Genomic DNA, 25,964 nt, shown 5'->3' with positions numbered 1-25,964 from the left:
CGGTAGAAGACTGCCCGCCGAATCACCGATAATGGTAGTGTGACGGTCCGAAAACGCCGGAAATCGTTCGGCGGCGGGAGCCTTTAACGCGCCAGATGATCCGTATTTCCACGATTTTCGTTGCCATCTGCATGGTGCTGGTCTCCGGCTCGCTCGGCGTCGCGCTCTATTCGCTGACCAGCCTGAACGCGTCGGAAGCCGCCGTCGTGGCGCTGGCGGCGCTGACCTTCCTCGTTCTGTTCAACGCGGTATCGATGCGGATGCGCGACCGCAGCGATGTCGACGGCCAGATCGCCGATCTGTCGCACGGCATCGCCGACCTCGCCCGCCAGGTCGGTGACTTCGGGCGCCGCCTCGCCGCCGCCGAGAGCAAGGTGGTCTCGACCAATTCCGCCGCGCACGACCGCATTCAATCGGGACTTCAATCCGCGCTCGGGGAAATCAACGAGCTTGGCGGGCTGGTCAGGCAACTCGCCGTCTCTGTAGCAACCCATGAGGATATCCTGACGGCGCTGCCGCCAGCCGTCCCACCCCCGGTGGCCGCCCCCCCGCCTCCGATATGGGCTGCGGCGCCCGCCCCCGTCCGCCCCCCCGCAGCGAGTTCGGCGCCGAACCGCAACGACTCGCCGATCCTGACCACGATCAGGAGCGCCATCGAGGATGACAGCGTCGATATTTTCCTGCAGCCCATCGTCACGCTTCCGCAGCGCAAGACGCGCTATTACGAAGCCGTAGTGCGGCTGCGCGATGCCCGCGGCACGCACCTCGCCGCCGGCGATTTCATCCCCGCCGCCGAAGCGGCCGGCCTGATGGGACGCATCGACAACATGGTGGTGGTGCGCTGCATGGAGGTGCTGCGCCGCCTTCAGATGCGCAACAAGGACGCCAGCCTGTTCTGCAATCTCTCCGCGGCGACGCTCGGCAACCGCGCCGCATTCGGGCAGTGCCTCGATTTTCTCGAAGCCAATCGCGCGCTGGCGCCTTCGCTGATCCTCGAATTCAAGCACAGCACGCTGCGCGGCCTCGGCCTCACCGAAAGCGAGCACCTTGCCGCGCTGGCGCAGCGCGGCTACCGGTTCTCCATCGACCATGTGACCGACCTGCGCATCGAGCCGCGCGAACTGGCCGACCGCGGCGTCCGCTTCATCAAGGTGCCGGCCTCGCTCCTTCTCGATCCGCATCAGACATCGGCCTCCGACATCCATCCGGCCGACATCTCCGATCTGCTCGGACGGTTCGGCATCGACCTGATCGCGGAGCGGATCGAAAACGAACGGGCGGTGGTCGACCTGCTCGATTACGACATCCGCTTCGGTCAGGGTTTTCTGTTCGCCGCGCCGCGACCGCTGCGTCCGGATGCGCCGGCGGACACAGCCGACAAGCCGAAAGCCGGCGTTACCAAGCCGGACCATCCGCCCCGCCTGACCGGCACCGCCGCACTGGCGCGCCGCGCCGGCGGTGCGGTCTGAGAGCATCCGAGTGCCATGACGGCCCTTCGTTTCGTCGAACATCTGCGCGACCTCGCGACCGGCAGGGATGTCGTGCTCAGCGACATCTGGGGCGTCGTCCACAACGGCCTGGTGTCCTTTCCCGAAGCCTGCGCGGCGCTGAAGACGTTCCGTGACAAGGGCGGGACCGTCATCCTCATCACCAACGCGCCGCGCCCCGCCGAGGCGGTGCAACGGCAATTGCGCAAGTTCGGCGTCCCCGACGACTGCTATGATGCCATCGCTTCATCGGGCGATCTGGCGCGCTGCTACGTCGCCGAGCATCCCACCAAGGCGGTCTACTGGCTCGGGCCGGAGCGCGACAGTTCGATCCACAGCGGCCTCAATCCCGTATTCGCACCGATCGAGCACGCCGACTACATCATCTGCACCGGCCCGTTCGACGACGAGACCGAAACCGCCGAGGACTATCGCGCCCTGATGATGCAGGCGCGCGAACGCAAGCTGCCGCTGATCTGCGCCAATCCCGATATCGTCGTCGAACACGGCGACCGCCTGCTCTATTGCGCCGGCGCCATCGCCGAACTCTATCGCGAACTCGGCGGTGAGGTGATTTTCTACGGCAAGCCGCACCGGCCGATCTACGAGCGCGCGATGGCGCTGGCGCGGGAGCGGCGCGGCCAGGATACGCCGTTGAACCGGGTGCTCGCGATCGGCGATTCCGTGCGCACCGACCTGATGGGCGCCCACGCCTTCGGCATCGACCTGCTGTTCCTGACGCGCGGCATCCATTCCGATGAATTCGCCGGCGTCGACCAGCTCGATCCCGCCTCGGTCAAGGAATTGTTCGGTCATCCGCCGCTGGCGCTGATGCGCGAACTGAAGTGGTGAGGGGCGCGAGGCGCGCTCCGGACGCCGCGCGGCGCACAGCGAAGCGGCGTGATGCGCAGCGTCTACGGAATCAGCAACCCGTCATGCCCGGCTTTATGCCGGGCATCCACGTCTTTGGAGTCTCAACGCAAAAAGACGTGGATGGCCGGAACAAGTCCGGCCACGACGGATCAGTTTGTTTCCGTCAGCACCAACTACTCTACGCCGGGACGTTGTCGGGAAACACCGCTTCGATCTTGTTCTTCAGCGTCGCCGCGTTGAACGGCTTGACGATGTAGTTGTTCACGCCGGCCTTCTTGGCGGCGATCACGTTCTCGGTCTTTGACTCCGCCGTGATCATGATGAACGGCGTCATCGCCAGATTGGCGTCGGCGCGGACTTCCTTGAGAAGATCGTAGCCGGTCATCGGCTCCATGTTCCAGTCGGAGATCACGAGGCCGTATTTCTTGGTGCGCATCTTGTTCAGCGCCGCCGAACCGTCGCTGGCGTCGTCGATGTTCTCGAACCCGAGTTGCTTGAGAAGATTCCGGATGATGCGGATCATGGTGTTGTAGTCGTCCACCACAAGTACCGACATCGACAAATCAACTGCCATTTCGAACCCCCTGCACGCCACATTCTATGTGTGCCGAAATCGTCAAGGCCCGCCTGTGCGGGCCATCCTCGGGAGCATGCCGGAATTCGCCGGTCCTGCCCCCGCGGGTCGGCACCCCTTCCTACTACCCAGCCCTTAAACAGCGCGTTAATCCGGGAATGGATGCGGGGGCACCTGTGTTCCGAGAAGCGTGGCCGGCGCGCTTGACTTCAACCGGCTCCCCACCCATCAACGAAACGGTAATGACTTCCCGATTTTCCATCATCCGCGACACCACGCCCGCCGCTGCGATTCCCAGGGGGGCGGTGGTGGCGATGGGCAATTTCGACGGCGTGCATCTCGGCCACCGCGCTGTGATCGCGGCGGCACTTCAGATGGCCCGTTCCCGCAACAGGCCGGCCCTTGCAGTCACCTTCGAGCCGCACCCGCGAAAGTTTTTCAGCCCGAACACCCCGCAATTCCGCCTGACCGACGAGATCAGCAAGCTGCGGCTGCTGGCTGGAACGGGCCTCGCCGGGGCCGTGGTCATGACCTTCGACGCCGCGCGAGCGGGCACCACGGCGCAGGATTTCATTCACCATGATCTGATTGATCGCCTCGGCGTCAGCGGCATCGCCGTCGGATACGATTTCCATTTCGGCAAGGGCCGGGTCGGTTCGCCCAGCCTTTTGGCGAGCGAGGCGACGCGCTTCGGCATCGAGGTCGACGTGCAGCCCCATATCGACATCGACGAGCGGCCCGTGTCGTCCAGCGCGATCCGCATGGCGCTGGCGGAAGGCCAGATCGCGGACGCCACCGCCATGCTCGGCGGACCCTGGTTCGTGACCGGCGAGGTGATCCACGGCGACAAGCGCGGCGCGGGGCTCGGCTATCCCACCGCCAATATCCGCCTCGACAAGGATTGCGGCCTCAGGCACGGCGTCTACGCGGTGCGGGTCGGCCACGGCGAGGGAAAGGATCGGCGGCGCTTCGACGGCGTCGCGAGCTTTGGCCGCCGCCCGACCTTCGACAACGGAGCGCCGCTGCTCGAAGTGTTCCTGTTCGACTTCAACGGCGACCTCTACGGGACCACGCTGGACGTGGCCTTCATCGGCTTCATTCGCGAGGAGCTGAAATTCGACAGTGTCGAAGCGCTGGTTCGCCGGATGGACGAAGATGCGACCGTCGCACGGACCATGCTCGCGGCCGCGCCCGACGCGTTCCCGAAACTTGGCACCATCGGGTAATGCGCCGGCAGGCCGGCGGCGCGAACCCGGAAATCTCGTCCACGAATTATCGTTGAATGTCGCGGATTCGGATCGCCGACGCGGCGTCCGGAATGACCGGAAAGGTGTTTCGACCTTTGCGCTCCCCCCAACCGCCTGCTATGGAAAGCCCATGTTTGCGCGGCGCACCATACGGATTAGCAGCCCGGCTTCCGCCTGAGCCCTGGCTCAAGCGCAAGACCGGGACCGTACCAGTTCATTCGCTATTCCCCGCGTTTTCGCGCCCCTTTGAGCAAGCCAGAGCCTTCATGTCCGACAAGCCCCAGACGACCGCCACCCCTGACTATTCCAAAACCCTCTACCTGCCGCAGACGGACTTTCCGATGCGCGCCGGACTGCCGCAGCGCGAGCCGGAGATCCTCAACCGCTGGAACGAGATCGATCTTTACGGGCAACTGCGCGAGCGCGCGAAGGGGCGGCCGAAATTCGTGCTGCATGACGGTCCGCCTTACGCCAACGGGCATATCCATATCGGCCATGCGCTCAACAAGATCCTCAAGGACGTCGTAACCAAAAGCCAGCAGATGCTGGGCCACGATTCCAATTACGTGCCGGGCTGGGATTGCCACGGCCTGCCGATCGAATGGAAGATCGAGGAGGAGAACTACCGCTCCAAGGGCAAGGCGAAGCCGAACTTCAAGGAGCCGGCCGCGATGGTCGCGTTCCGCAAGGAATGCCGCGCCTATGCCGGACACTGGCTGAACGTGCAGCGCGAGGAGTTCAAGCGCCTCGGCATCATCGGCGACTGGGACCATCCCTACGCCACCATGACCTATCCGGCCGAAGCGCAGATCGCGCGCGAACTGATGAAGTTCGCCGCCAACGGCACGCTCTATCGCGGCTCCAAGCCGGTGATGTGGAGCGTGGTCGAGAAGACCGCGCTGGCGGAGGCCGAGGTCGAATACGAGGACCACACCTCGGATACGGTGTGGGTGAAATTTCCGGTGAAAGACGTTGATGTTCCAACCGGCTATTCCGATGAACGTGAGCAGCGCGTTGCTTTCACAAATCAAATTTTGCAGGCGAGCGTGGTGATCTGGACCACGACGCCGTGGACGCTGCCGGGCAATCGCGCCATCAGCTTCTCGAACAAGATCGCCTACGGTCTTTACAAGGTCACCGATGCGCCGGCCGACAACTGGGCCAAGACCGGGGATCTTCTGATTCTGGCCGACAAGCTGGCGGAAGACGTCTTCAAGCAGGCGCGCGTCACGGCCCACGAGAAGGTGCGAGACATCCCGGCCGACACCATGGACGCGATCGAATGCGCGCATCCGCTGAAGGGTTTTGAGGGCGGCTACGACTTCACCGTGCCGCTGCTCGACGGCGACCATGTCACCGATGATACCGGCACCGGCTTCGTCCACACCGCGCCGGGGCACGGCCGCGAGGACTTCGACATCTGGACGGCGAACGCGCGCGAACTTGAGGCGCGCGGCATCTCCACCGCGATTCCCTACACCGTCGACGAGAACGGCGCGCTGACCGCGCAGGCTCCGGGCTTTACGGGCAAGCGCGTCATCGACGACAAGGGCAACAAGGGCGACGCCAACGAGGCGGTCATCAAGGCGCTGGTCGAACGCAACATGCTTCTCGCGCGCGGGCGGCTGAAACACCAGTATCCGCATTCGTGGCGCTCGAAGAAGCCGGTGATCTTCCGCAATACGCCGCAGTGGTTTATCGCGATGGACAGGGAGATCCTTCCTGTTCCCTCCCCCCTTGGGGGGGTGGGGCTGGGTGGGGGGTCGGCCACAAGCGCCGCACTCGCGAACACCCCCACCCCCAACCCCTCCCCACAAGGGGGAGGGGAGCCGAACTTCCGTGCGCAACCCGGTGACACCCTCCGCGCCCGCGCGTTGCAGGCCATCAGCGTCACCCGATGGGTGCCGCCAGCCGGGCAAAATCGCATCACCGGCATGATCGCCAACCGGCCGGACTGGGTGATCTCGCGCCAGCGCGCATGGGGCGTGCCGATCGCGGTGTTCGTGCGCGAAAAGGGCGACGGCTCCGCGGAAATCCTGATCGACGACGCCGTCAACAAGCGCGTCACCGACGCCTTCGAGAAGGAAGGCGCGGATGCCTGGTACACCGAGGGCGCGCGCGAACGCTTCCTCGGCTCACGCGCCAATGAAGACTGGCAGAAAGTCGACGACATTCTCGACGTCTGGTTTGATTCCGGCTCCACCCACGCCTTCGTGCTGGAAGATCCGGTGCATTTCCCCGGCCTTGCCGGCATCAAGCGCAAGGTCGATGGCGGCCACGATACCGTGATGTATCTGGAAGGCAGCGACCAGCATCGCGGCTGGTTTCACTCCTCGCTCCTGGAAAGCTGCGGCACACGGGGCCGCGCGTCTTACGACGTGGTGCTGACGCACGGCTTCACGCTCGACGAGAACGGCCGCAAGATGTCGAAGTCGCTCGGCAATACGGTCGATCCGCAGAAGGTCATCAAGGATTCCGGCGCCGACATCCTGCGGCTGTGGGTCTGCGCCACGGACTACGCCGACGATCAGCGCATCGGCGCTGAAATCCTCAAGAACACCATCGAGACCTACCGCAAGCTGCGCAACACCATCCGCTGGATGCTCGGCACGCTGCATCACTTCGATCGCGGCGACGCGGTCGCGTTCGCCGACATGCCCGAGTTGGAACGCCTGATGCTGCACCAGTTGGCGGCACAGAGCGAGGTGGTGCGCAAGGCCTACGCGGATTTCGATTACAAGATCGTGATCGCAAGTCTCGCCGCCTTCATGAACACCGAACTCTCGGCGTTCTATTTCGATATCCGCAAAGATACCCTGTATTGCGATCCGCCCTCATCGGCGGCCCGCAAGGCAGCGCTGACCGTGATCGATATGCTGTGCGATGCGATCCAGAAATGGCTGGCGCCGGTGCTGTCGTTCACGACAGAGGAAGCGTGGCGGCTGTATCGGCCGGACGCGGAGCCGTCGGTGCATCTGACAACGTTCCCCGAGAGCTTCGACAATTTCCGCGACGACGCCCTGGCCGCGAAGTGGGAGACCATCCGCGCCGTGCGCAGCGTCGTCACCGGCGCGCTGGAACTCGAACGCGCCGCCAAGCGGATCGGCTCCTCGCTGGAAGCCTCGCCGATCGTCTATGTCGCCGACCGCGCGATGCTCGGCACGTTGTTCGACGTCGACCTGGCCGAGGTCTGCATCACTTCGAACTATGAGGTGCGCGAGAGCGACGCGCCGGCCGACGCGTTCCGTCTGCCGAACGTCCAAGGCGTCGCCGTGGTGGTCGAGAAAGCCGCAGGCACCAAGTGCGCCCGGTCGTGGAAGATCCTGCCGACCGTCGGCGACGACAAGGAATATCCCGACGTGTCGCCGCGCGACGCGCAGGCGCTGCGGGAATGGAAGGCGTTGGGGGTGACGCCGTGACAGCGAGCCTTTCTTCCCCTCTCCCCTTGCGGGAGAGGGTGGACGCCCGCCGGGTCGGCGCGAAGCGCCACCCGATGGGCGGCCGGGTGAGGGGCTCGATGCGCCCCCCTCCGCCTCCTCCGCTTCGCGAAGGCACCTTCTTCCGCGAGGCGAGAAGGCACACGCCCGCCGCGGTACGAACGAGGCTGGGTGTCATGGGCGTCACGCCGCAATGACCCCTGCCCTCCGCATCGGTATCGCCGTCGCCGTCGCCGCGCTGGTCGCCGATCAGGCATCCAAGCTGTGGCTGCTTTACGTGTTCGAGATCGGACGTCGCGGCGCCGCCAGGGTTACGCCGTTCTTCGACCTGGTGCTGGCCTGGAACACCGGCATCAGCTACGGCTGGTTCCAGACCGACAGTCCGATAGGCGCGGCGATCCTGCTCGCGTTCAAGGCGGTTGCGGTGGTGCTGCTGGCGATCTGGATGGCACGTTCGCACACCCGCACGGCGACAATTGGTCTCGGCCTCATCATCGGCGGCGCCATCGGCAACGCCATCGATCGCTTCGCCTATGGCGCGGTGGTGGATTTCGCGCTGTTTCACCTCCAGTTCGCGGGAAAAACCTATAGCTGGTATGTGTTCAACATTGCCGACGTGGCGATCGTTGCCGGGGTGATAGCCCTGTTGTATGATTCCTTCTTCGGAACACCCGCCGCAAAAGCGCCCTGATCCCGGACGATAGGGGCTGGTCGGAGTGCGTGCGGCTTCGGCCGCGATCCTTCGGAAAACTGAACGGGATAAACGCGATGCGCAAGACCGGACGGAACGGTTGGGATGTGTCCAGGGCTTCTGGAATGCTGCCGCGCAGCGTCCGCCTCGCCGCCGTGGCCGCGGGCATCGCCGTCGTGTTGTCCTCCAGCATGGCCCGCGCCCAGGACGACGACGATGACTCCACCTTCGAGGAGAAATTCATCAGCAACCTGATGAGCGGCATCGGCGCCACCAACATGGACAACAAGGGCATCGAGTATCGCGAGCGGTCGCCGCTGGTGATTCCGCCCAAGATCGATCTGCCGCCGCCGGGCTCCGCCGCGACCGAAATCAGGGACCCGAACTGGCCGAAGGATCCCGACGTCGAGCGCCACAGGGAAACGATCGCCGCCCGCAAGCGAAGCAAGCCGACGCCCGAGGAAGAGGGCCGCTCGATCCTGCCGAGCCAGCTCGCAACGCACGGTTCCGGCACCACGCGACAGGCCGAGACGGATCAGCCCGGCAAGCCGCAGTACGAGAATCCGTCGCTCAGCCCCTCGCAACTCGGTTTCACCGGCAAGCTCGGCAACCTGTTCGGCAGCAAACCGGAGACCGCTCCATTCACGGGCGAGCCGGAACGGGAAAGACTGACGCAGCCCCCGCCGGGCTATCAGACGCCGTCGCCGAACTACGCTTACGGCACCGGACCGAAGGAAGCCCTCGGCAATACGTATGTCGATGTCAACAGCGGCAAAGAACGCAAAGAGTGACGGCGGCGATCGGGAGCACGGACGGCCCCCGGTTGATGGTTTCCCTGGCCGGATCGTACAACGCGATGCGGATCGGCTGCCGCAGTCATCAGGACCAGACGACGCCGTGACCGAATGCGCGACCGAATGATTGGCTCCAGCACAAGGACTGACGGCAATCCGTGACGCTTCAGACAATCTGCCGCCGGTGCACCCAATGAGAACATTGCGACGACCGACCGCCCGCGCCTTCACGGCGCTGGCCCTGTGCCTTGCGTTCCTGTCTGTCTTCGCGACAGCCCGGGCGCAGACCGTGACCGCGCAGCCCCCGACCACCTTTACCCTGCCGAACGGGCTCGCGGTGGTGATCATTCCCGATCACCGGACGCCGGTGGTCACGCAGATGATCTGGTACAAGGTCGGCTCGGCGGACGAAACGCCGGGCAAATCCGGGCTCGCGCATTTCCTCGAGCATCTGATGTTCAAGGGCACCGCCAAACATCCGGCCGGCGAGTTTTCCCAGACCGTGCTGCGCGTCGGCGGCGAGGAGAATGCCTTCACCTACTTCGACTACACCGGCTACTACCAGCGCGTGCCGCGCGATCAGCTCGCGACCATGATGGCGTTCGAGGCCGACCGCATGACCGGCCTGGTGCTGAAGGATGAAAACGTGCTGCCCGAGCGCGACGTGGTGCTCGAGGAGTACAACATGCGCGTCGCCAACAATCCCGACGCGCGGCTGACCGAACAGATCATGGCCGCGCTGTATCTCAATCATCCCTATGGCCGCCCGGTGATCGGCTGGCACCATGAGATCGAGAAGCTTACCCGCGAGGACGCGCTTGCCTTCTACAAACGGTTCTATGCGCCGAACAACGCCACGCTGGTGATCGCCGGTGACGTGGACCCGCAGAAAATCCGGCCAGAGATCGAAAAGACCTTCGGCCAGGTTCCGCCGCAGCCCGCAATTCCGGCGGTACGCATCCGCCCGCAGGAACCGCTGCCGATTGCGTCGCGGACGGTGACGCTCGCCGATCCTCGCGTCGAACAGCCGATGTTGCGGCGTTATTATCTCGTGCCCGCCGCGACCACGGCCGCCGCCGGCGAAAGTCCCGCGCTGGATGTGCTTGCGCAACTGATGGGCGAAGGCAGCAACGCGTATCTCTATCGTGCGCTGGTGATCGACAAGCCGCTCGCCGTCAGTACCAACGCTTCCTATCAGGGCACCATGGTCGATCCGACCCAGTTCGCGATCGCGGTAGCGCCGAAGCCGGGCGTCAGTTTCGCCGATGTTGAGCAGGGCATCGACGCCGTGATCGCAAATCTCTCCACAAACCCCGTCCCCGCCGAAGATCTCGAGCGCGTGAAAACGCAATTGATCGCGCAGGCGATCTACGCCCAGGACAGTCAGACGACGCTGGCGCGCTGGTACGGCGCGGGCATGACAGTGGGAATGAGCGTCGACGAAATCAGGAGCTGGCCGGACCGCATCCGCGCGGTGACCGCCGCGCAGGTTCGCGAGGCCGCGAAGAAGTGGCTGGTCAAGACGCGCTCGGTGACGGGCTATCTGATCAAGGACACCACGCCGGCGCACGAGGAGAAACGGTCGTGAGACGCACCCGGATCGACTCGGCGCGCCGCCTGCTCGCCGCCGTATGCTTCGCGTTGATTTCCCTCGCCGCCGATCCGTCGTTCGCCGCGACGAAGATCCAGCATCTGGTGACGCCGGGAGGCATCGAGGCCTGGTTCGTTCAGGATGCGACCGTGCCCCTGGTGGCGATGGAATATGCGTTCGCGGGTGGTGCGGCGCAGGACCCGGCCGACAAGCCGGGCGTCGGCTACATGGTCGCGAGCCTGCTCGACGAAGGCGCCGCCGATCTCGACTCCAAGACCTTCCGCGAGCGGCTCGACCGCCGCGCCATCGAGCTGAGTTTCAGCATCGAACGCGACCGCTTTCGCGGTTCGTTGCGGATGCTCAAGGAGCACAGCACCGAGGCATTCGACCTGCTGCACCTCGCCGTCACCTCGCCGCGGTTCGACGCTGCCGACGTCGAGCGGATCCGTTCGCAGATCATGTCCGAGCTGCGCCGCAACTCCACCAACCCCAACGCGCTCGCCGGCCGCAATTTCCTCAAGCTCGCATTCGGCGACCATCCTTACGGACGCCCGTCGCACGGCACCCTCGAAAGCATTCCGACGATCAAGATCGACGACCTGAGAGATTACGTGCGCCGCGTGCTGGCGAGGGACCGGTTGAAGATCGCTGTTGTCGGCGACATCAAGCCGGACGCTCTCGCAAAGCTGCTGGATCAAACCTTTGGGGGGCTGCCCGCGAAAGGCGACCTCACGCCCGTTGCCGACGTCGTCGCCGCCAAGCCGCCGCAACGCGCATTCGTTCCCCTCGACGTACCGCAGACCGTGGTCATGTTCGGCGGCCCCGGCGTCAAGCGCCATGATCCGGATTTCATGGCGGCCTACATCGACAACCATATTCTCGGCGGCGGCTCGCTGTCGTCCCGCCTCTATCGGGAGGTTCGCGAAAAGCGCGGCCTCGCTTATTCCGTCTCGCAATCGCTGCTGTGGATGGATCATTCCGCGCTGTTCGCCGGAACCACCGGTACCCGCGCCGACCGCGCCGGCGAGAGCATCGATGCGATCAACAACGTAATCCAGCGCTTCGCCGAAGGCGGACCGACCCAGAAGGAACTGGACGAAGCTAAATCCTACCTGAAGGGATCGCAGATGCTGGAGCTCGATACTTCATCGAAGCTCGCCACCGGCCTGCTGCAGTACCAGACCGACGGTCTGCCGATCGACTACATCGAGAAGCGCAATTCCCTCGTCGATGCCGTCACCCTCGACCAGGCCAGAGACGTTGCCAAACGGCTGTGGGGACACGGGCTCCTGACCGTGGTGGTGGGACGTGCGCAGGCGGCGGCGCAACCGGCCGCGATCCAGCCGGGGGGTGCCCAGCCCGCGCCTCACCCCGCCCCCGCCGCCCACTAGAGTCGGGTTCAACTGCGTTAAATCAGACTCTGGTCTTATCTTTTTAATTGAGCATGACCTTATCCGAAGACCGGTTTCCACTTTTCGGGATCATGCTCTAGTGTGGTGGTTCAGAAGTTCGCTTCATTTTTTCTCTGCGAGCGCGTCAAGCGAACTTTTGAACCTGAACCACACTAGAATTATAAACTTTCTAGTGCCCTTTTGAATCTGAAGTTCGCTCCGGAAGGCGCTGCATAATGAGGCGAACTTCAGATTCAGGGCACTGGATGGTGCGGATTACGCGCGAGATCGCGATTAACGAGAACGACATCGAGGTCAGCTTCATTCGTGCCTCCGGTCCCGGTGGCCAGAACGTCAACAAGCTCTCGACCGCCGCGCAACTGCGCTACGACACCCGCCGCCTGACACTCGCCCCCGACGTGACCATGCGGCTGGCAAGCCTCGCCGGACAGCGGATGACGAGAGACGGGGTGATCGTGATCCACGCCCAGCGCTTCCGCACCCAGGAGCGCAACCGCGCCGACGCCATCGACCGCCTGATCGAATTGCTGCGCAAGGCCGCGACCCGGCCGACGCCGCGCCGCGCCACCAGGCCGACGCTTGCCTCGAAGAAGCGCCGCCTCGAAGGCAAGAAACGCCGCGGCAACGTCAAGGCAACGCGCAGACCGGCGGGATACGAGGACTAGAGCTATTCCGGCTTTGATGGAATCAAAGCCAAGCTCTGCTTTTTGTTTGACGCGTTTTCTTGACGCGACCGGTATCCGCTTCGCTTGAAACGCTATGGGACTTTGGGCTTGTCCCTTCGGACTTGCCGGAACGCTTCGGCGCGAGACATTTCGCAAATGATGGGCGATCCGACGTCGCTCAGGTGAGTTCCAAAGTCCGCATCTCCGGCGTTCGGCCGTTGGCGCTCAGCTTTTTTGTTCTGCCCTTTTGTTCTTCCCTGAAACAGCCCGCTACTACCACCGCCCCGAAGCTGCGCCGTAAAATCTGTATATGGTGACGGTGGAAGGCGCCAAGCTGCGTCATTCCCGCTACCAGCCGAGGGAGTTGAACTGAATGGCCAAGCCGGTTCACTCGATGATCCGCGTCCTCGACGAAGCGAAGTCGGTCGATTTCTACGCGCGCGCGTTCGGGCTTCAGATTGCGGAACGGCTGGCGTGGCCGGAATTCGCATTGATCTATCTGCGTCATCCTTCCTCGCCGTTCGAAGTCGAACTGACCGTGAATTTCGATCGCAAGGAGCCCTACTCGCTCGGCGACGGATACGGCCATCTCGCAGTCGTGGTCGACGACGTGGATGCGGAGCACGCCCGTTTCGAGCGAGAAAAACTATCGCCGGGACCGCTGCGCGATTTCAAACATGACGGGTCGACGCTGGCCCGCTTCTTCTTCGTCTCCGATCCCGACGGCTACAAGATCGAGGTGATCCAGAAAGGCGGTCGCTTCGGATAATGCCTTCAGAGCAAGGCAATCAACGAATTCTTCGATGGAGGACTCCGATGAGAGAAGTCGATCGCCGAAGCAAACATTCGCGGCGCACCTTCCTGAAAGGCGCGGTCGCAGCCGCGCCCGTGGCCGCGATGGCGACCAGCATCCCGCTCAGCGTCGAGGATGCCTGGGCGGAGGACGCCACCGCGCTGCAACCGGCAACGATGAAGACGCTGGTGAAGGTGGCGCGCGACATCTATCCGCACGATTTCCTGGTGGACAGTTACTACATCACCGCGATCAAGCCGTGGGACGGCAAGGCGGCGAAAGACGCGGCCGTCAAGGCGATGCTCGAAGATGGCGTGAAGCGCCTCGATCAGAACGCGCAGGACAAGCACAAATGCAGCTACGTGGATGTCGGATGGGAATCCGATCGCGTCGCGCTGCTGCTCGGCATCGAGCAGACCGCCTTCTTCAAGGCGCTTCGCTCCGACCTCGTCGTCTCGCTCTATAACCAGCAGGCGCTGTGGCCGAAGTTCGGCTACGAGGGCTCCTCCGCCGAACACGGCGGCTACATCCATCGCGGCTTCAACGATATCGACTGGCTGCCGAAGACCTGAGGACGTCGCTTCGTTGGAGGATATTGACATGGCAAAGTTCGATCTGAATGACGACAGCGTCGTTGTTATCGTCGGCTCCGGCGCCGGCGGTGGCACGCTGGGCAACGAGCTGGCGCAAAAAGGCGTCAAGGTCGTGATCCTCGAAGCGGGTCCGCGCGTCGAGATTGAGGACTTCATCAACAACGAATGGGAAAGCTTCGCGCAGCTCGCCTGGACCAACATGCGAACCACCTCGGGCGACTGGCGCGTGGCGAAGGACTTTCCGAATCTGCCAGCGTGGATCGTGAAATCGGTCGGCGGCTCGACGGTGCACTGGGCCGGCGCTTCGCTCCGCTTCGACGAGCACGAATTCAGGACCCGCACCACCTATGGAGACTTGCCGGGCGCCAATCTGCTGGACTGGCCCATCACGCTCGCCGAGATGGAGCCGTGGTACGCCAAGGCCGAGGACAAGATGGGCGTCACCCGCACCAACAACATCCCCGGCCTGCCCGGCAACAACAACTTCAAGGTTCTCGAAGCCGGCGCCCGGAAATGCGGCTACAAGGAAGTGCACACCGGCCGGATGGCGATCAACTCGGAACCGCGCGACAACCGCGGCTCCTGCCAGCAGATCGGATTTTGTTTCCAGGGTTGCAAATCCGGCGCCAAGTGGTCGACGCTCTACACCGAGATTCCCAAGGGCGAAGCGACCGGCAATCTCGAGGTCCGGCCCAACAGCATGGCGCTGAAGATCGAACACGCTCCTTCCGGCAAGGTCACCGGCGTCGTCTACGCCGATGCCGACGGCAAGACGCAGCGCCAGAAGGCGCGCATCGTCGCGGTCGCCGGCAATTCGCTCGAAAGCCCGCGGCTGCTGCTCAACAGCGCGTCGAAAATGTTTCCGGACGGCCTCGCCAACTCGTCCGGACAGGTCGGCCGGAACTACATGCGGCACATGACCGGCAGCGTCTATGCCGCATTCGAGAAATCGGTGCACATGTATCGCGGCACCACCATGGCAGGCATCATTCGCGACGAGGCGGTGCACGATCCCAAACGCGGCTTCATGGGCGGCTATGAGATGGAGACGCTCTCGCTCGGCCTGCCGTTCATGGCGGCATTCCTCAACCCCGGCGGATGGGGCCGCACCTTCACGTCCGCGATGGAGAATTATCCGCGCATGGCCGGCATGTGGCTGGTCGGCGAGGACATGCCGCAGGAAACAAATCGCGTGACGCTCGATTCGACGATCAAGGACAAGCACGGGATGCCCGTCGCCAGCGTGCACTATGACGATCATCCCAACGACATCGCCATGCGCAACCACGCCTACAAACAGGGCGCTGCTATATATGAAGCGGTCGGGGCAACGGCGGTCTATCCGACGCCGCCCTATCCCAGCACGCACAACATGGGCACCAACCGCATGAGCGCAAAGGCGCGCGACGGCGTGGTTAACAAGTTCGGCCAGACCCATGACATCAAGAATCTGTTCGTGTCGGACGGCAGCCAGTTCACCAGCGGCGCCGCCTGCAATCCGACGCTGACGATCGTGGCGCTCGCGATCAGGCAGGCCGACCATATCGCCGGCGCGATGCAGAAAAAGGAAATCTGAGGTTCGCGGCGATTATTCCGCCGCGTCCATGATCGGCACCGTCGTCGCCCGGTTGAGTTCGGGCATCACCGCGACTTCACGCGACCGGTAGATCAGGCAGGAACAGCGCAGCAGCGATGCGAAATTTTTCACCTCGCCGTGGTGGTCGAGAACTTCGTTGTGAAGCTTGGTCAGGAATTTCGCGAGGCTGACGCCTTCCTTGCCCGCGATCTCTTCCAGCGTATCCCAGAATGCAATCTCCAGCCGGATCGACGTGCAATGACCGCCGATCCGAAGCGAGCGGGTCTGCGATTCGTAGCCGCGTTGAGGCTGGTGAGCGAACAGGCGGCACATGGCGTATCCTCCGGTCTGCTTTATAACTTTTCCAAAAGATATACCCGGCCGTCCGAAGCCACAATCGGACATTGTAGCCTTTCGAGCGAAGCGGATACCGGTGCGCGCCAAGAAAATGCGTCAAAACAAAATCATGGAGGATGATCGCGGCCCCAAGGCTACGCTAGCGCAGTGCCCCGAATGCGCCGGTTCCCCGTTTTGGGGCATGCATTTGCCGCCGCGCCACCTAGAATGCGTCAGGCTCGAATCGACCAAAGTGAACCGCGCATGCCCGTCCGCCAGCTTCCCGAGACCGTCGTCAACCGCATCGCCGCAGGCGAAGTGGTCGAGCGCCCGGCCAGCGTCGTCAAGGAACTGGTGGAGAACGCCGTCGACGCCGGCGCGGGCCGCATCGACATCTTCACCGACGGCGGCGGAAGGCGGCGGATCGGCATCACCGACGACGGCGGCGGAATGACGCGCGGCGACCTCGCGCTGGCGGTGGACCGCCACGCCACCTCGAAGCTCGACGACGAGGACCTGCTTGGTATCCGCACGCTGGGCTTTCGCGGCGAGGCGCTGCCCTCGATCGGCGCGGTCGCGAAGCTTGCCATCACGACGCGGCACGCCGGCGAGCCGCATGCGTGGTCGCTGAACGTCGAGGGCGGACGGAAATCCGAGATCGCACCGGCCGCGCTGGCGCAAGGCACCCGGGTCGAGGTCGGCGACCTTTTTTTTGCAACGCCCGCCCGGCTGAAATTCCTCAAGACCGACCGGACTGAGGCTGAGGCAATCCGCGAGGTGGTGCGGCGACTGGCGATGGCGCGTCCCGATATCGCTTTCACGCTCGCGGGCGAAGGGCGCGCGCCGGTGACGTGGACGGCGGCGCTCCCGGGCGCGGCGGGACGGTTGACGCGGCTCGGTGACATTCTCGGCGCGGATTTCCGCGGCAGCGCCATCGCGGTGCGCGCCGAACGCGAGGGCGTGATCGTGGAAGGCTTCGCCGCCGCGCCGTCGCTGACGCGCGCCAACGCGCTCGGCCAGTATCTGTTCGTCAACGGCCGCCCGGTGCGCGACAAGCTGATCCTCGGCGCGGTGCGCGCGGCCTATTCCGATTACCTGCCGCGCGACCGCCATCCCGTGGTCGCGTTGTTCGTCACGACCGAGCCGCAGGAGGTCGACGCCAACGTCCATCCCGCCAAGACGGAAGTGCGCTTCCGCAATGCCGCCCTGGTGCGGGCGCTGATCGTGCACGGGCTGAAGGACGCTCTCGCGCGCGAGGGTCGTCGCACAGCCGCGAACAGCGACGGCGCGGTGCTCACGGCGTTTCGTCCCGCGACCGCGCCGCGTCCGGCGAACTGGGACTGGCGGCAATCGCCCGCCTCGCCTCTCAGTGCGCGGCCATGGTCGGACGGCGCGACCGCAACCGCCCTGGCGGAGCCCGGACAGGCCGCGTTCGATGTCGGCGCGCCGAGCGCGGATGTGCGATTCGACGCCCCTCCCGCGGTTGACCTGATCGACCGGCCGCTCGGCGCAGCGCGCACGCAGATTCACGAAACCTATATCGTGTCGCAGACCCGCGACGGCCTCGTCGTGGTGGACCAGCATGCCGCGCATGAGCGCATCGTCTATGAGAAGCTGAAGGCGGCGCTGGAGCGCGACGGCGTGCAGCGGCAGATTCTTCTGATCCCCGACATCATCGAACTGGACGAGGCGACCGTCGAAAAGCTGATCGATCGCGCCACGGAGCTCGAAAAATTCGGTCTTGCCATCGAGTCGTTCGGACCCGGCGCGGTCGCCGTGCGCGAGACGCCCTCGCTGCTCGGCAAAACCAACGCGGCGGCGCTGTTGCGCGATCTCGCCGAGCACATGGCGGAATGGGACGAGGCGCTTCCGCTCGAACGGCGGCTGATGCATGTCGCGGCCACGATGGCGTGTCACGGTTCGGTGCGCGCGGGACGAATCCTCAAGCCCGAGGAAATGAACGCGCTGCTGCGCGACATGGAAGCCACGCCCAATTCAGGCCAGTGCAATCACGGCCGTCCGACTTATGTTGAACTTAAGCTGGCCGATATCGAGAAGCTGTTCGGTCGGCGATGATATCCCGTTTCAAGGCGGCAAGCATGAAGAAGTCCAGCGCGAAGGAAGCCGGGAACAAGGATTCTCCCTCCCGCCTCATCGACGAACGGATCGAGGGGCTGGGCGACTGGCGGGGCGAGATGCTTGCGCGCGTCCGGTTCATCATCAGGCAGGCCGACCCCGAGGTGGTCGAAGAGGTGAAATGGAAAAAACCGTCGAACGCGATGCGCGGCGTTCCGGTGTGGGAACACCACGGCATCATCTGCACCGGCGAAACCTACAAGAACGCCGTGAAGATGACCTTCGCCAAGGGCGCTTCGCTGGACGATCCATCCGGCCTGTTCAACGCCAGTCTCGAAGGCAACACCAGGCGGGCCATTGATCTTCATGAAGGTGACAAGATCGACGACAAAGCGTTGAAAGCGCTCATTCGAGCTGCCGTGGCACTGAACACATCTGCTCTCAAGCGCAAGACGAAGGCGTAGTTACCTGCTGCTCGGCCGCAGGAACACGAACTCGGTGTCGTCATAGGTGCGGCGTTCGAGTTCGTCATAACCGTCCGGCGCGGCGAGCGCCGCCGCGGTTGCCTCCTCGACGACGACCAGCGCGTCCGGCACGAGCCAGCCACCCTCGCGCACCGATGTCAGCGCCTTACCGGCCAGACCCTTGCCATAGGGCGGGTCCAGGAACACCAGCGAGAACGGCTCCATCGGATGCGCCGGGCCAAGATTAGTCGCATCGCGGCGATAGACCTTCGTGACTCCGCCAAGCCCGAGCGCCTCGACATTGTTGCGCAACAATGCGCGCGCCTCGGCGCCGTTATCCATGAACAGCACGAACTTCGCCCCTCGCGACACCGCCTCGATGCCGAGCGCGCCGGTGCCCGCAAACAGATCGAGCACGCGCGCGCCGTCGATCGGATTTGCGTAGGCGTGAACTAGGATATTGAACAGCGACTCGCGCAGGCGATCCTGGGTCGGCCGAATTGCATTCGACGCAGGCGACGCGATGTTGCGGCCCTTCAGCCGCCCGCCGACCACACGCATCATTCAATCCCGCGGCGTCAGATCGCGCTTGCCGTGATAGCCGCGTTTTGGCCGGCGCGGCGGACCGTAGCCGTTGGCCTCTGCCTCGTTGCGCGCCCGCGCCTCGTCGCTGCCGGTCCGCTGCACCACGACGCTGCGTCCCTTGCGATCCTCGATCACCGCGCGCTTCGTTCTCGCCTTGTTGTCCTTCTTGCTACGCAACGGCGTGCCGTCGCGGCCGAGCTTGGGAGCATCGGCCTCGGCGGCGGCGCCGGCGAAATTCGCGTTGGCAAGCACGGCGATCTTGTCGCCTAGCTGCTCGCGCAGCACGCGGGTCTTGACCTCCTCGACCTCACCTTCCGCGATCTCCGCAAGTTGAAACGGACCGTACGAGATGCGGATCAGCCGGTTCACCTCCAGCCCGAGATGCACCATCACATTGCGCACCTCGCGGTTCTTGCCCTCGCGGATCGCGAACGTCAGCCACACATTCGCGCCCTGGTCGCGCTCCAGCGTGGCGTCAATCGAGCCATATTTGACGCCGTCGACCTCGACGCCATTCCTGAGCGCATCGAGTTGCGCCTGCGTCACTTCGCCGTGGGCGCGAACGCGGTACCGCCTGAGCCAGCCGGTGTCCGGCAACTCCAGCGCGCGCGCCAGACCGCCGTCGTTGGTCAGCAGCAACAATCCTTCGGTATTGAAATCGAGACGGCCGATACTGATCAGCCGCGGCAGACCTGCCGGCAGACTGTCGAACACGGTCGGCCGCCCTTCGGGATCAGCATGGGTCGTCATCAACCCGCGCGGCTTGTGATACAGAAACAGCCGCGTGCGCTCGCGCTCGGGCAACGGCTGACCATCCACGGTAATGACATCGCGCGAGGTGACGTCGAGCGCCGGCGAGTTGACGACGCGGCCATTGACCGCGACGCGGCCCTGCGTGATCCATTCCTCGGCGTCGCGGCGCGAGGCAAGACCCGCGCGCGACATCACTTTCGCGATGCGCTCGCCAGCCTTCTTCGGCTTCGGCTCGGGCCGCGCGCCGCGGCGGTCGTCGTCAGGCCTGCGTTCGCGATAGGCGCCACGCCCTCCGAACGCCGGACGCTTCGCGAAGACCTTGCTGTCGTCCTCATTGTCACGACGCGGGCGATCGTCGCCTCCTTCATGGCGCGGGCGCTCCTGCCGTGGGCGATCGAAGCGAGGACGATCTCCGGAGGGACGGTCATAACGCGGCCGCTCACCCTGCGAACGATCAAACTTGCGCGGGCCACGCTCGCCGCCCGGAGCACGTTCGGGGCGATCTTCCCGCGATTTCGAGAACCGTGGACGCCCTGCGCCGCCGCGATCATCGCGCGGCCTATCGAAACGTCCGGCGTCATCGCGCGAGGGTCGGGAACCGCGTCGCGCATCATCGCGCGGGCGGGCGTCGCGCTTCTCCCACGGCTTGGACTCGCCGCGCTCCGGACGGTCGCCGAAATCCTTGCGCGGCCCGCGCGAACCACGATCCGCCGCGCCGCGTGAAAACGTCCTGTCACCGACAGCGCGATTCCCGCGTGGCTCATAAGCGCGATTCTCGCCGCCACCCTCGCGCGGCGGACGCGCGCTATAAGGCCGGTCCCCTTGCGGCCGCGCACGCTGCGGGCGGTCGCCGTCTTTCCGGAAACCCTCGCCTCGCGGGGTGTAGGGACGCTTCTCGCCGAATTTCTTATCGGCAAAGCGCCCCGCAGGGCGCGCGTCGCCACGGTCAGCGCGCGGCGCGCGGTCGTCCCGTTTGAAGGCTGGACGCTCGCCGCGAGGCGAACCCTCGCGCGGCGCGTAGGCACGCTTGTCGCCGCCGTCGTCGCGCTTGAAGCGAGGCCGCGCGGCGTCACCGCCATCGCGTTTGCCCGCATAGGGTTTCCCCGCACCCGCCCGTGACGTCCTGGCATAGGGTTTCGCACCGGCAGCCTTGTTCGCACCGGCGCGCTTGCCGGTTGAGGGCCGCTTGCTGTCTTCGTCTCGCGCCGGAAGGCCGCGCTTGGCGAGCTTCTTTTCCGGGCCGCGCGCCGCGCCGGATCGGCGCTTGCCGCCTGGGGGACGATCACGCCGGCCACGTGCATTGTCTTTATTGGTATCGCGGGGCATGAATGTTCTCGCAAAAGCAACCGGCCGGCGGCGACGCCGGCCCCGAGGATAAGCATAACGGTTTCGCGCGCGGCTCTTGTCCGAAGCACCGTCTTGCGAAAAGCCAATTCAAGTTTTGAACGCGCCTCTTAACAGGGTTCTCACCGGAGCGCGATCAGCAAAAGCGGGTGCGCCGGGGAAACGAGACATGACCGCACCAAGTTTCATGGATTTGGCGCTTGCGGCCGCCGAAACGGCCGGAAAGTCGGGCGAAGTGCCGATCGGCTGCGTCATTGTGCGGAATGGCGAGGTCGTCGCATCGGCCGGAAACCGCACGCTGACCGACCGCGATCCCACGGCGCATGCCGAAATCCTGGCGCTGCGGGCCGCCGCGCACGCCCTCGGCAGCGAGCGGCTCACCGGCTGCGATCTCTATGTGACGCTGGAACCCTGCACCATGTGCGCGGCCGCGATCTCGTTCGCGCGGATCCGGCGGCTCTACTACGGAGCGGCGGACCCGAAAGGCGGCGCGGTGGATTCCGGCGTCCGCTTCTTCGCCGCGCCGACCTGCCACCACCGGCCGGAGGTATATCCGGCGGTCGGTGAAAACCAAGCGGCGACGCTGCTGCGCGATTTCTTCAAGGCGCGGCGGTGAAGAACTGCCTCAGCGCCCTCGCGGTCTCGTCGGGCGCTTCTTCCGGCAGGTAGTGGCCTGAATTCAGCGCACCGCCCGTCACTTTGGCCGCCCAGACCCGCCAGGCATTGAGCGGCGTGGCCGAGGCCGCGGCGGCGATACCCGCATCGCCCCACAGCGCCAGCATCGGAATGGTGATCTTCCTGCCCGCTTCGAGATCGGCCTTGTCGATCTCGAAATCGGCATAGGCGCCGGCGCGATAGTCCTCGCACATCGCATGGACCCGCGAAGGATCGCGGCACGGCGCGAGATAATGCTCGAGCGCGCGCGGATCGATGGCATCGAGCGTGCCGGATCCGGTCTTGCTCGCCATCGTCTGCTTCAGGAAAAAATCCGGCTGCCCGGTGATGAGCTTCTCCGGCAGCGGATCGGGCTGCGCGAGAAACGCCCAGTGATAGATTTTCAGCGCCGACAGCCGATTGATGCGCGCCCAGTAGTCGTAGGTCGGCAGGATGTCGAGCACGGCGAGCTTCGACAGCCGTCCGGGATGATCGAGCGCGAGCCGATAGGCGACGCGGCCGCCGCGATCGTGCCCCGCCAGCGCGAAATACACGTGACCGAGTTTCTCCATGGCCTCGATCAAGGTTTCCGCCATTGCGCGCTTGGTATAGGGCGTGTGGTCCGCATCGCTCTCGGGCATGTCGGACCAGCCGTAGCCGGGCAGATCGGGAATGATGACGGTGAAGGCGTCGGCGAGTTGCGGCGCCACCTTGTGCCACATCACGTGCGTCTGCGGAAAACCGTGCAGCAGCAAAAGCGGCGGCCCCTTGCCTCCGACGCGCGCGAAGATGCGGCCCGACGTCGTGTTGATCCATTCGGAGGCGTAACCGGGAAACAGATCGGCAAGGTCGGGCATGGCTGATCCCTTTATCTCCGGCATCCCTGCGGCGCGCTCCGGGCCGGGACGCGCCTGACAGCGGATTCGAGACGATTGCGGCCGCCAATGCAACCCGTCGCAACAACCCGCGCGGGATGAAACTATCCGCCGCTCTCCCGCTCAACCGCCCGGAAGCCGATGTCGCGGCGGCAGAAGCCGTCAGACCATTTGATGCGATCCACCGCCTCGTAGGCGCGCGCCTGCGCCTCCGCGACGGTCTTGCCCGAGGCGCAGACGTTCAGCACGCGCCCGCCATTGGCGAGGATGCGTCCGCCCTCCTCCTTCGTTCCCGCCTGGAAAATCTCCACGCCTTCGACCTCGGCCGCGGCGTCGAGCCCTTCAATGGGCGTCCCCTTTGCATAGTCACCGGGATACCCTTTCGCCGCCATGACAACGGTCAACGCCGGGTCGGAAAACCAGCGCAGGCTGAAATGGTTCAGTTGTCCGTCGCAGGCGGCGAACAGCGCCGGCACGATGTCCCCCATCATCCGCAGCATCAACACCTGGCATTCCGGGTCGCCGAAGCGGACGTTGTATTCGATCAGCTTCGGCCCATCGTCGGTGATCATCAGGCCTGCGAACAGCACGCCCTTGAAAGGCGCACCCTTCGCGCGCATGGCGCGCAATGTCGGAAGAATGATCTCGTCCATGGTGCGGCGGCACATCTCGTCAGTCATGACGGGAGCCGGCGAATAGGCGCCCATGCCGCCGGTGTTCGGTCCCTTGTCGCCGTCGAAGGCGCGTTTGTGATCCTGCGCCGTCGCCAGCGCCAGCGCATGCTCGCCGTCGCACAGCGCGAAGAACGACGCCTCCTCGCCGCGCATGAACTCCTCGACCACCACTTGCGCGCCGGCCGCGCCGAAACCGCCCTCGAACATCGTGTCGATCGCCGCGTTCGCCTCCTCGATCGTCATCGCGACCACGACGCCCTTTCCCGCAGCAAGCCCGTCGGCCTTGATGACAATCGGCGCACCGTTCGCGGCGATGTAGGCCTTCGCCGAGCCGGCATCGCTGAAGCGTTCATAGGTGGCGGTCGGAATGGCGTTGTCGCGGCAGAGATCCTTGGTGAAGCCCTTCGAGCTTTCAAGCCGGGCTGCGGCCTTGCTCGGCCCGAACGCCTTGATACCGGCGGCCGCGAGATCATCGACGATGCCCGCCGCAAGCGGCGCCTCGGGCCCGACCACCACCAGATCGACCTTGTTGGCCTTGCAGAACGCGATCACCGCGGCATGATCGGCGACGTCGAGCGACACGCATTCGGCGACGCGCGCGATCCCTGCATTGCCCGGCGCGCACCAGAGTTTCGTCAGCAACACGGAGTCGGCGATTTTCCAGGCCAGCGCATGTTCGCGGCCGCCGGAACCGAGCAGGAGAATGTTCATGGACGACTGCCGATAAGGATTTTCGATGGTTTACCGACGCTTTAGCATGGTAAGGCGGAGGCGCAACAGACGTGATCCAAATGCCCGCAGGCCCTGCACAACTCCTGGCGAACGCGCCGGAATATACCGTCTCCGAACTGTCCTCGGCGCTGAAGCGCACCGTCGAGGATACCTACGGCCATGTGCGGGTGCGCGGCGAGATATCCGGCTTTCGCGGGCCTCATGCCTCGGGCCATTGCTATTTCGCGCTGAAGGACGAAAGCGCCAAGATCGAGGCGGTGATCTGGAAAGGCATTCATGGCCGGATGCGGTTCAAGCCGCAGGAGGGCCTCGAGGTCATCGCGACCGGCAAGCTGACGACCTATCCCGGCTCGTCGAGATACCAGATCGTGATCGAGGCGCTGGAGCCAGCCGGAATCGGCGCGCTGATGGCGCTGATGGAGGAGCGCAAGAAGAAGCTCGCGGCGGAAGGCCTGTTCGACGAAGCCCGCAAGCAATTGCTGCCCTGGTTGCCCGAGGTGATCGGCGTGGTGACCTCCCCGACCGGCGCGGTCATCCGCGATATTCTGCATCGGCTGGAAGACCGTTTTCCCCGCCACGTGCTGGTTTGGCCGGTGCGGGTGCAGGGCGAAGGCTCGGCGGAACAGATCGCGGCCGCCATAGAGGGCTTCAATGCGCTGCCGGAAGGTGGACATATTCCGCGACCTGATCTTCTGATCGTCGCGCGCGGCGGCGGCTCGCTCGAAGACCTGTGGTCGTTCAACGAGGAAATCGTGGTCCGTGCGGCCGCCAACAGCATGATCCCGCTGATTTCCGCGGTCGGCCACGAGACCGATATCACGCTGATCGATTTCGCCGCCGACAAGCGGGCTCCGACGCCGACCGCCGCGGCCGAAATCGCGGTGCCGGTCCGAGCCGAACTGTTCGTCGAAGTCTCGAACCTCGCGGCACGCGCCATGGTCGGATGGCGGCGCGGTCATGACGATCGGCGCACCGAATTGCGCTCGGCCGCCCGCGCGCTGCCGGAAGCGGGCGAGTTGCTCGCGATCCCGCAACAGAAGCTCGACGGCGCCGCCGCCGCATTGCCGCGCGCCCTGCGCGCGAGCACGCACCTGCATCATCGCCGCTTCACGCAGATCTCGAGCGGACTCACGCTGCGCGTGCTGCGCGCGCAGGTCAGCCACGCCAAACAATCCGTCGCCGCGACCGGCGCGCGGCTCGCACATTGCACGCAGGTGGTCTTGCGCCACCGCCGCGATTGCTTCACCGGGCTGGCTGTGCGGCTCACGGCTTCGCGCCTCGCCAATGCGCAGGTGCAGCGCGCCCAGATCGTGCGAGCGAACGAACGCACCCAGCGCCTCGCCGAGCGGGCACGGCGGGCATTCGTCACCTTGCTGCAGCGGCATGAGGCCCGCATCGCGCATTCCGGCCAGTTGCTGGCGGCGGTGTCCTATCGCGGCGTGCTCGCGCGCGGCTTCGCGCTGGTGCGCGACGACGCCGGACAGGCGTTGCGGAGCGCATCGGCGGTCGGGCCTGCGGCACGGCTCTCGCTCGAATTCGCGGACGGGCGGGTGAACGCGACCGCCGACAACGACCGGCTGGCTACGACCTCGCCCGGCCCGAAAAGCCAACCCAAGCCGACACCCGCGCGGCGCACGGTAAAGCCCGGCGATCAGGGAAATCTTTTCTAGAGCCTGATCCCGAAAAGTGGAAACCGGTTTTCGGAAAAGATCATGCTCAAACAAAAAGATAAGCGACG

General features: G+C 64.9%; 22 protein-coding genes. 16 read left to right on the top strand and 6 right to left on the bottom strand.

Going from position 1 to position 25,964, the window contains the following annotated elements; all coding sequences use genetic code 11:
- Positions 1–95 precede the first annotated feature (95 nt).
- Positions 96–1,469: an EAL domain-containing protein gene (locus ACS3WA_RS03960; RefSeq protein ID WP_438277259.1), complete on the top strand. Its 1,374-nt coding sequence runs from the start codon at positions 96–98 to the stop codon at positions 1,467–1,469.
- 15 nt (positions 1,470–1,484) lie between these two features.
- A complete protein-coding gene (locus tag ACS3WA_RS03955) occupies positions 1,485–2,339 on the top strand; it encodes a TIGR01459 family HAD-type hydrolase (protein WP_438277258.1) in 855 nt (284 codons plus the stop codon).
- Positions 2,340–2,538: 199 nt separating this feature from the next.
- Here ACS3WA_RS03955 and ACS3WA_RS03950 read toward each other — a convergent pair whose 3' ends face one another.
- Positions 2,539–2,934 carry a response regulator gene (locus ACS3WA_RS03950; RefSeq protein WP_079447564.1) on the bottom strand — a complete coding sequence of 132 codons (396 nt, stop codon included), beginning with the start codon at positions 2,932–2,934 and terminating at the stop codon, positions 2,539–2,541.
- A gap of 242 nt (positions 2,935–3,176) precedes the next feature.
- Here ACS3WA_RS03950 and ACS3WA_RS03945 point away from each other — a divergent pair, with 242 nt between their 5' ends.
- From ACS3WA_RS03945 to ACS3WA_RS03900, 10 genes are all read left to right on the top strand, one after another.
- Entirely contained in the window at positions 3,177–4,160 is a 984-nt protein-coding gene (locus tag ACS3WA_RS03945) for a bifunctional riboflavin kinase/FAD synthetase (protein WP_438277257.1), read from the top strand.
- 287 nt (positions 4,161–4,447) lie between these two features.
- Positions 4,448–7,600, top strand: a complete 3,153-nt coding sequence (gene ileS / locus ACS3WA_RS03940; RefSeq protein ID WP_438277256.1) for an isoleucine--tRNA ligase — start codon at positions 4,448–4,450, stop codon at positions 7,598–7,600.
- A gap of 211 nt (positions 7,601–7,811) precedes the next feature.
- Positions 7,812–8,309 carry a signal peptidase II gene (lspA, locus tag ACS3WA_RS03935; RefSeq protein WP_438277255.1) on the top strand — a complete coding sequence of 166 codons (498 nt, stop codon included), beginning with the start codon at positions 7,812–7,814 and terminating at the stop codon, positions 8,307–8,309.
- A gap of 77 nt (positions 8,310–8,386) precedes the next feature.
- Positions 8,387–9,100 (top strand): hypothetical protein, encoded by a 714-nt coding sequence (locus ACS3WA_RS03930; RefSeq protein WP_438277254.1) that lies wholly within the window; start codon positions 8,387–8,389, stop codon positions 9,098–9,100.
- A 196-nt stretch (positions 9,101–9,296) separates the two neighbouring features.
- On the top strand, positions 9,297–10,691 hold the full coding sequence (locus ACS3WA_RS03925) for a M16 family metallopeptidase (RefSeq protein ID WP_438277253.1): 1,395 nt from the start codon (positions 9,297–9,299) through the stop codon (positions 10,689–10,691).
- Positions 10,688–12,085: a M16 family metallopeptidase gene (locus ACS3WA_RS03920; protein ID WP_438277252.1), complete on the top strand. Its 1,398-nt coding sequence runs from the start codon at positions 10,688–10,690 to the stop codon at positions 12,083–12,085. The genes ACS3WA_RS03925 and ACS3WA_RS03920 overlap by 4 nt, the downstream gene beginning before the upstream one ends.
- A 266-nt stretch (positions 12,086–12,351) precedes the next feature.
- Positions 12,352–12,771, top strand: coding sequence for an alternative ribosome rescue aminoacyl-tRNA hydrolase ArfB (gene arfB / locus ACS3WA_RS03915; RefSeq protein WP_438277251.1), 420 nt, complete (start codon positions 12,352–12,354; stop codon positions 12,769–12,771).
- A 373-nt stretch (positions 12,772–13,144) separates the two neighbouring features.
- Positions 13,145–13,540 (top strand): VOC family protein, encoded by a 396-nt coding sequence (locus ACS3WA_RS03910; protein WP_438277250.1) that lies wholly within the window; start codon positions 13,145–13,147, stop codon positions 13,538–13,540.
- A gap of 47 nt (positions 13,541–13,587) precedes the next feature.
- A complete protein-coding gene (locus tag ACS3WA_RS03905) occupies positions 13,588–14,136 on the top strand; it encodes a twin-arginine translocation signal domain-containing protein (RefSeq protein WP_438277249.1) in 549 nt (182 codons plus the stop codon).
- Positions 14,137–14,164: 28 nt separating this feature from the next.
- Complete coding sequence (locus ACS3WA_RS03900) at positions 14,165–15,733, top strand: GMC family oxidoreductase (RefSeq protein ID WP_438277248.1); 1,569 nt, start codon at positions 14,165–14,167, stop codon at positions 15,731–15,733.
- 12 nt (positions 15,734–15,745) lie between these two features.
- Here the strand turns inward: ACS3WA_RS03900 and ACS3WA_RS03895 are convergent, their stop codons facing one another.
- Entirely contained in the window at positions 15,746–16,066 is a 321-nt protein-coding gene (locus ACS3WA_RS03895) for a ribbon-helix-helix domain-containing protein (protein ID WP_438277247.1), read from the bottom strand.
- Between the two features lie 267 nt (positions 16,067–16,333).
- On the opposite strand from ACS3WA_RS03895, the gene mutL reads away from it, so the two are divergent.
- Together mutL and ACS3WA_RS03885 are read left to right on the top strand one after the other, a co-directional pair.
- Positions 16,334–18,145 (top strand): DNA mismatch repair endonuclease MutL, encoded by a 1,812-nt coding sequence (gene mutL, locus ACS3WA_RS03890; protein WP_438277246.1) that lies wholly within the window; start codon positions 16,334–16,336, stop codon positions 18,143–18,145.
- A gap of 23 nt (positions 18,146–18,168) precedes the next feature.
- A complete protein-coding gene (locus ACS3WA_RS03885; RefSeq protein WP_438277245.1) occupies positions 18,169–18,609 on the top strand; it encodes a DUF1801 domain-containing protein in 441 nt (146 codons plus the stop codon).
- On the opposite strand, the gene rsmD is transcribed toward ACS3WA_RS03885, so the two are convergent.
- Both rsmD and ACS3WA_RS03875 read right to left on the bottom strand, forming a co-directional pair.
- Positions 18,610–19,170: a 16S rRNA (guanine(966)-N(2))-methyltransferase RsmD gene (gene rsmD, locus ACS3WA_RS03880; protein WP_438277244.1), complete on the bottom strand. Its 561-nt coding sequence runs from the start codon at positions 19,168–19,170 to the stop codon at positions 18,610–18,612.
- Positions 19,171–19,173: 3 nt separating this feature from the next.
- A complete protein-coding gene (locus tag ACS3WA_RS03875) occupies positions 19,174–21,273 on the bottom strand; it encodes a pseudouridine synthase (protein WP_438277243.1) in 2,100 nt (699 codons plus the stop codon).
- Between the two features lie 187 nt (positions 21,274–21,460).
- Here ACS3WA_RS03875 and ACS3WA_RS03870 point away from each other — a divergent pair, with 187 nt between their 5' ends.
- A complete protein-coding gene (locus ACS3WA_RS03870; RefSeq protein ID WP_438277242.1) occupies positions 21,461–21,907 on the top strand; it encodes a nucleoside deaminase in 447 nt (148 codons plus the stop codon).
- Here ACS3WA_RS03870 and ACS3WA_RS03865 read toward each other — a convergent pair.
- Positions 21,891–22,802, bottom strand: coding sequence for an alpha/beta fold hydrolase (locus tag ACS3WA_RS03865; RefSeq protein WP_438277241.1), 912 nt, complete (start codon positions 22,800–22,802; stop codon positions 21,891–21,893). The two genes, ACS3WA_RS03870 and ACS3WA_RS03865, sit on opposite strands and share 17 nt — an antisense overlap.
- A gap of 122 nt (positions 22,803–22,924) precedes the next feature.
- A complete protein-coding gene (gene purD, locus ACS3WA_RS03860) occupies positions 22,925–24,205 on the bottom strand; it encodes a phosphoribosylamine--glycine ligase (RefSeq protein ID WP_438277240.1) in 1,281 nt (426 codons plus the stop codon).
- An 80-nt stretch (positions 24,206–24,285) separates the two neighbouring features.
- On the opposite strand from purD, the gene xseA reads away from it, so the two are divergent.
- Complete coding sequence (gene xseA / locus ACS3WA_RS03855; RefSeq protein ID WP_438277239.1) at positions 24,286–25,896, top strand: exodeoxyribonuclease VII large subunit; 1,611 nt, start codon at positions 24,286–24,288, stop codon at positions 25,894–25,896.
- Positions 25,897–25,964: the final 68 nt, after the last annotated feature.

The organism is Nitrobacter sp. (genome assembly GCF_051535235.1).
Classification (GTDB): Bacteria; Pseudomonadota; Alphaproteobacteria; order Rhizobiales; family Xanthobacteraceae; genus Nitrobacter.
Note: the sequence above shows the minus strand (reverse complement) of the source record. Positions and strands in the feature narration are given on the sequence as shown.

Coding starts and splice junctions, on each gene's coding strand:
- ACS3WA_RS03870 (WP_438277242.1), top strand. CDS start 21,461: ATGACCGCACCAAGTTTCATGGATTTGGCGCTTGCGGCCGCCGAAACG.
- ACS3WA_RS03910 (WP_438277250.1), top strand. CDS start 13,145: ATGGCCAAGCCGGTTCACTCGATGATCCGCGTCCTCGACGAAGCGAAG.
- ACS3WA_RS03895 (WP_438277247.1), bottom strand. CDS start 16,066: ATGTGCCGCCTGTTCGCTCACCAGCCTCAACGCGGCTACGAATCGCAG.
- ACS3WA_RS03950 (WP_079447564.1), bottom strand. CDS start 2,934: ATGGCAGTTGATTTGTCGATGTCGGTACTTGTGGTGGACGACTACAAC.
- ileS (WP_438277256.1), top strand. CDS start 4,448: ATGTCCGACAAGCCCCAGACGACCGCCACCCCTGACTATTCCAAAACC.
- purD (WP_438277240.1), bottom strand. CDS start 24,205: ATGAACATTCTCCTGCTCGGTTCCGGCGGCCGCGAACATGCGCTGGCC.
- ACS3WA_RS03960 (WP_438277259.1), top strand. CDS start 96: ATGATCCGTATTTCCACGATTTTCGTTGCCATCTGCATGGTGCTGGTC.
- ACS3WA_RS03885 (WP_438277245.1), top strand. CDS start 18,169: ATGAAGAAGTCCAGCGCGAAGGAAGCCGGGAACAAGGATTCTCCCTCC.
- lspA (WP_438277255.1), top strand. CDS start 7,812: ATGACCCCTGCCCTCCGCATCGGTATCGCCGTCGCCGTCGCCGCGCTG.
- ACS3WA_RS03955 (WP_438277258.1), top strand. CDS start 1,485: ATGACGGCCCTTCGTTTCGTCGAACATCTGCGCGACCTCGCGACCGGC.
- ACS3WA_RS03875 (WP_438277243.1), bottom strand. CDS start 21,273: ATGCCCCGCGATACCAATAAAGACAATGCACGTGGCCGGCGTGATCGT.
- arfB (WP_438277251.1), top strand. CDS start 12,352: ATGGTGCGGATTACGCGCGAGATCGCGATTAACGAGAACGACATCGAG.
- ACS3WA_RS03905 (WP_438277249.1), top strand. CDS start 13,588: ATGAGAGAAGTCGATCGCCGAAGCAAACATTCGCGGCGCACCTTCCTG.
- ACS3WA_RS03925 (WP_438277253.1), top strand. CDS start 9,297: ATGAGAACATTGCGACGACCGACCGCCCGCGCCTTCACGGCGCTGGCC.
- ACS3WA_RS03865 (WP_438277241.1), bottom strand. CDS start 22,802: ATGCCCGACCTTGCCGATCTGTTTCCCGGTTACGCCTCCGAATGGATC.
- rsmD (WP_438277244.1), bottom strand. CDS start 19,170: ATGCGTGTGGTCGGCGGGCGGCTGAAGGGCCGCAACATCGCGTCGCCT.
- ACS3WA_RS03900 (WP_438277248.1), top strand. CDS start 14,165: ATGGCAAAGTTCGATCTGAATGACGACAGCGTCGTTGTTATCGTCGGC.
- mutL (WP_438277246.1), top strand. CDS start 16,334: ATGCCCGTCCGCCAGCTTCCCGAGACCGTCGTCAACCGCATCGCCGCA.
- xseA (WP_438277239.1), top strand. CDS start 24,286: ATGCCCGCAGGCCCTGCACAACTCCTGGCGAACGCGCCGGAATATACC.
- ACS3WA_RS03930 (WP_438277254.1), top strand. CDS start 8,387: ATGCGCAAGACCGGACGGAACGGTTGGGATGTGTCCAGGGCTTCTGGA.
- ACS3WA_RS03945 (WP_438277257.1), top strand. CDS start 3,177: ATGACTTCCCGATTTTCCATCATCCGCGACACCACGCCCGCCGCTGCG.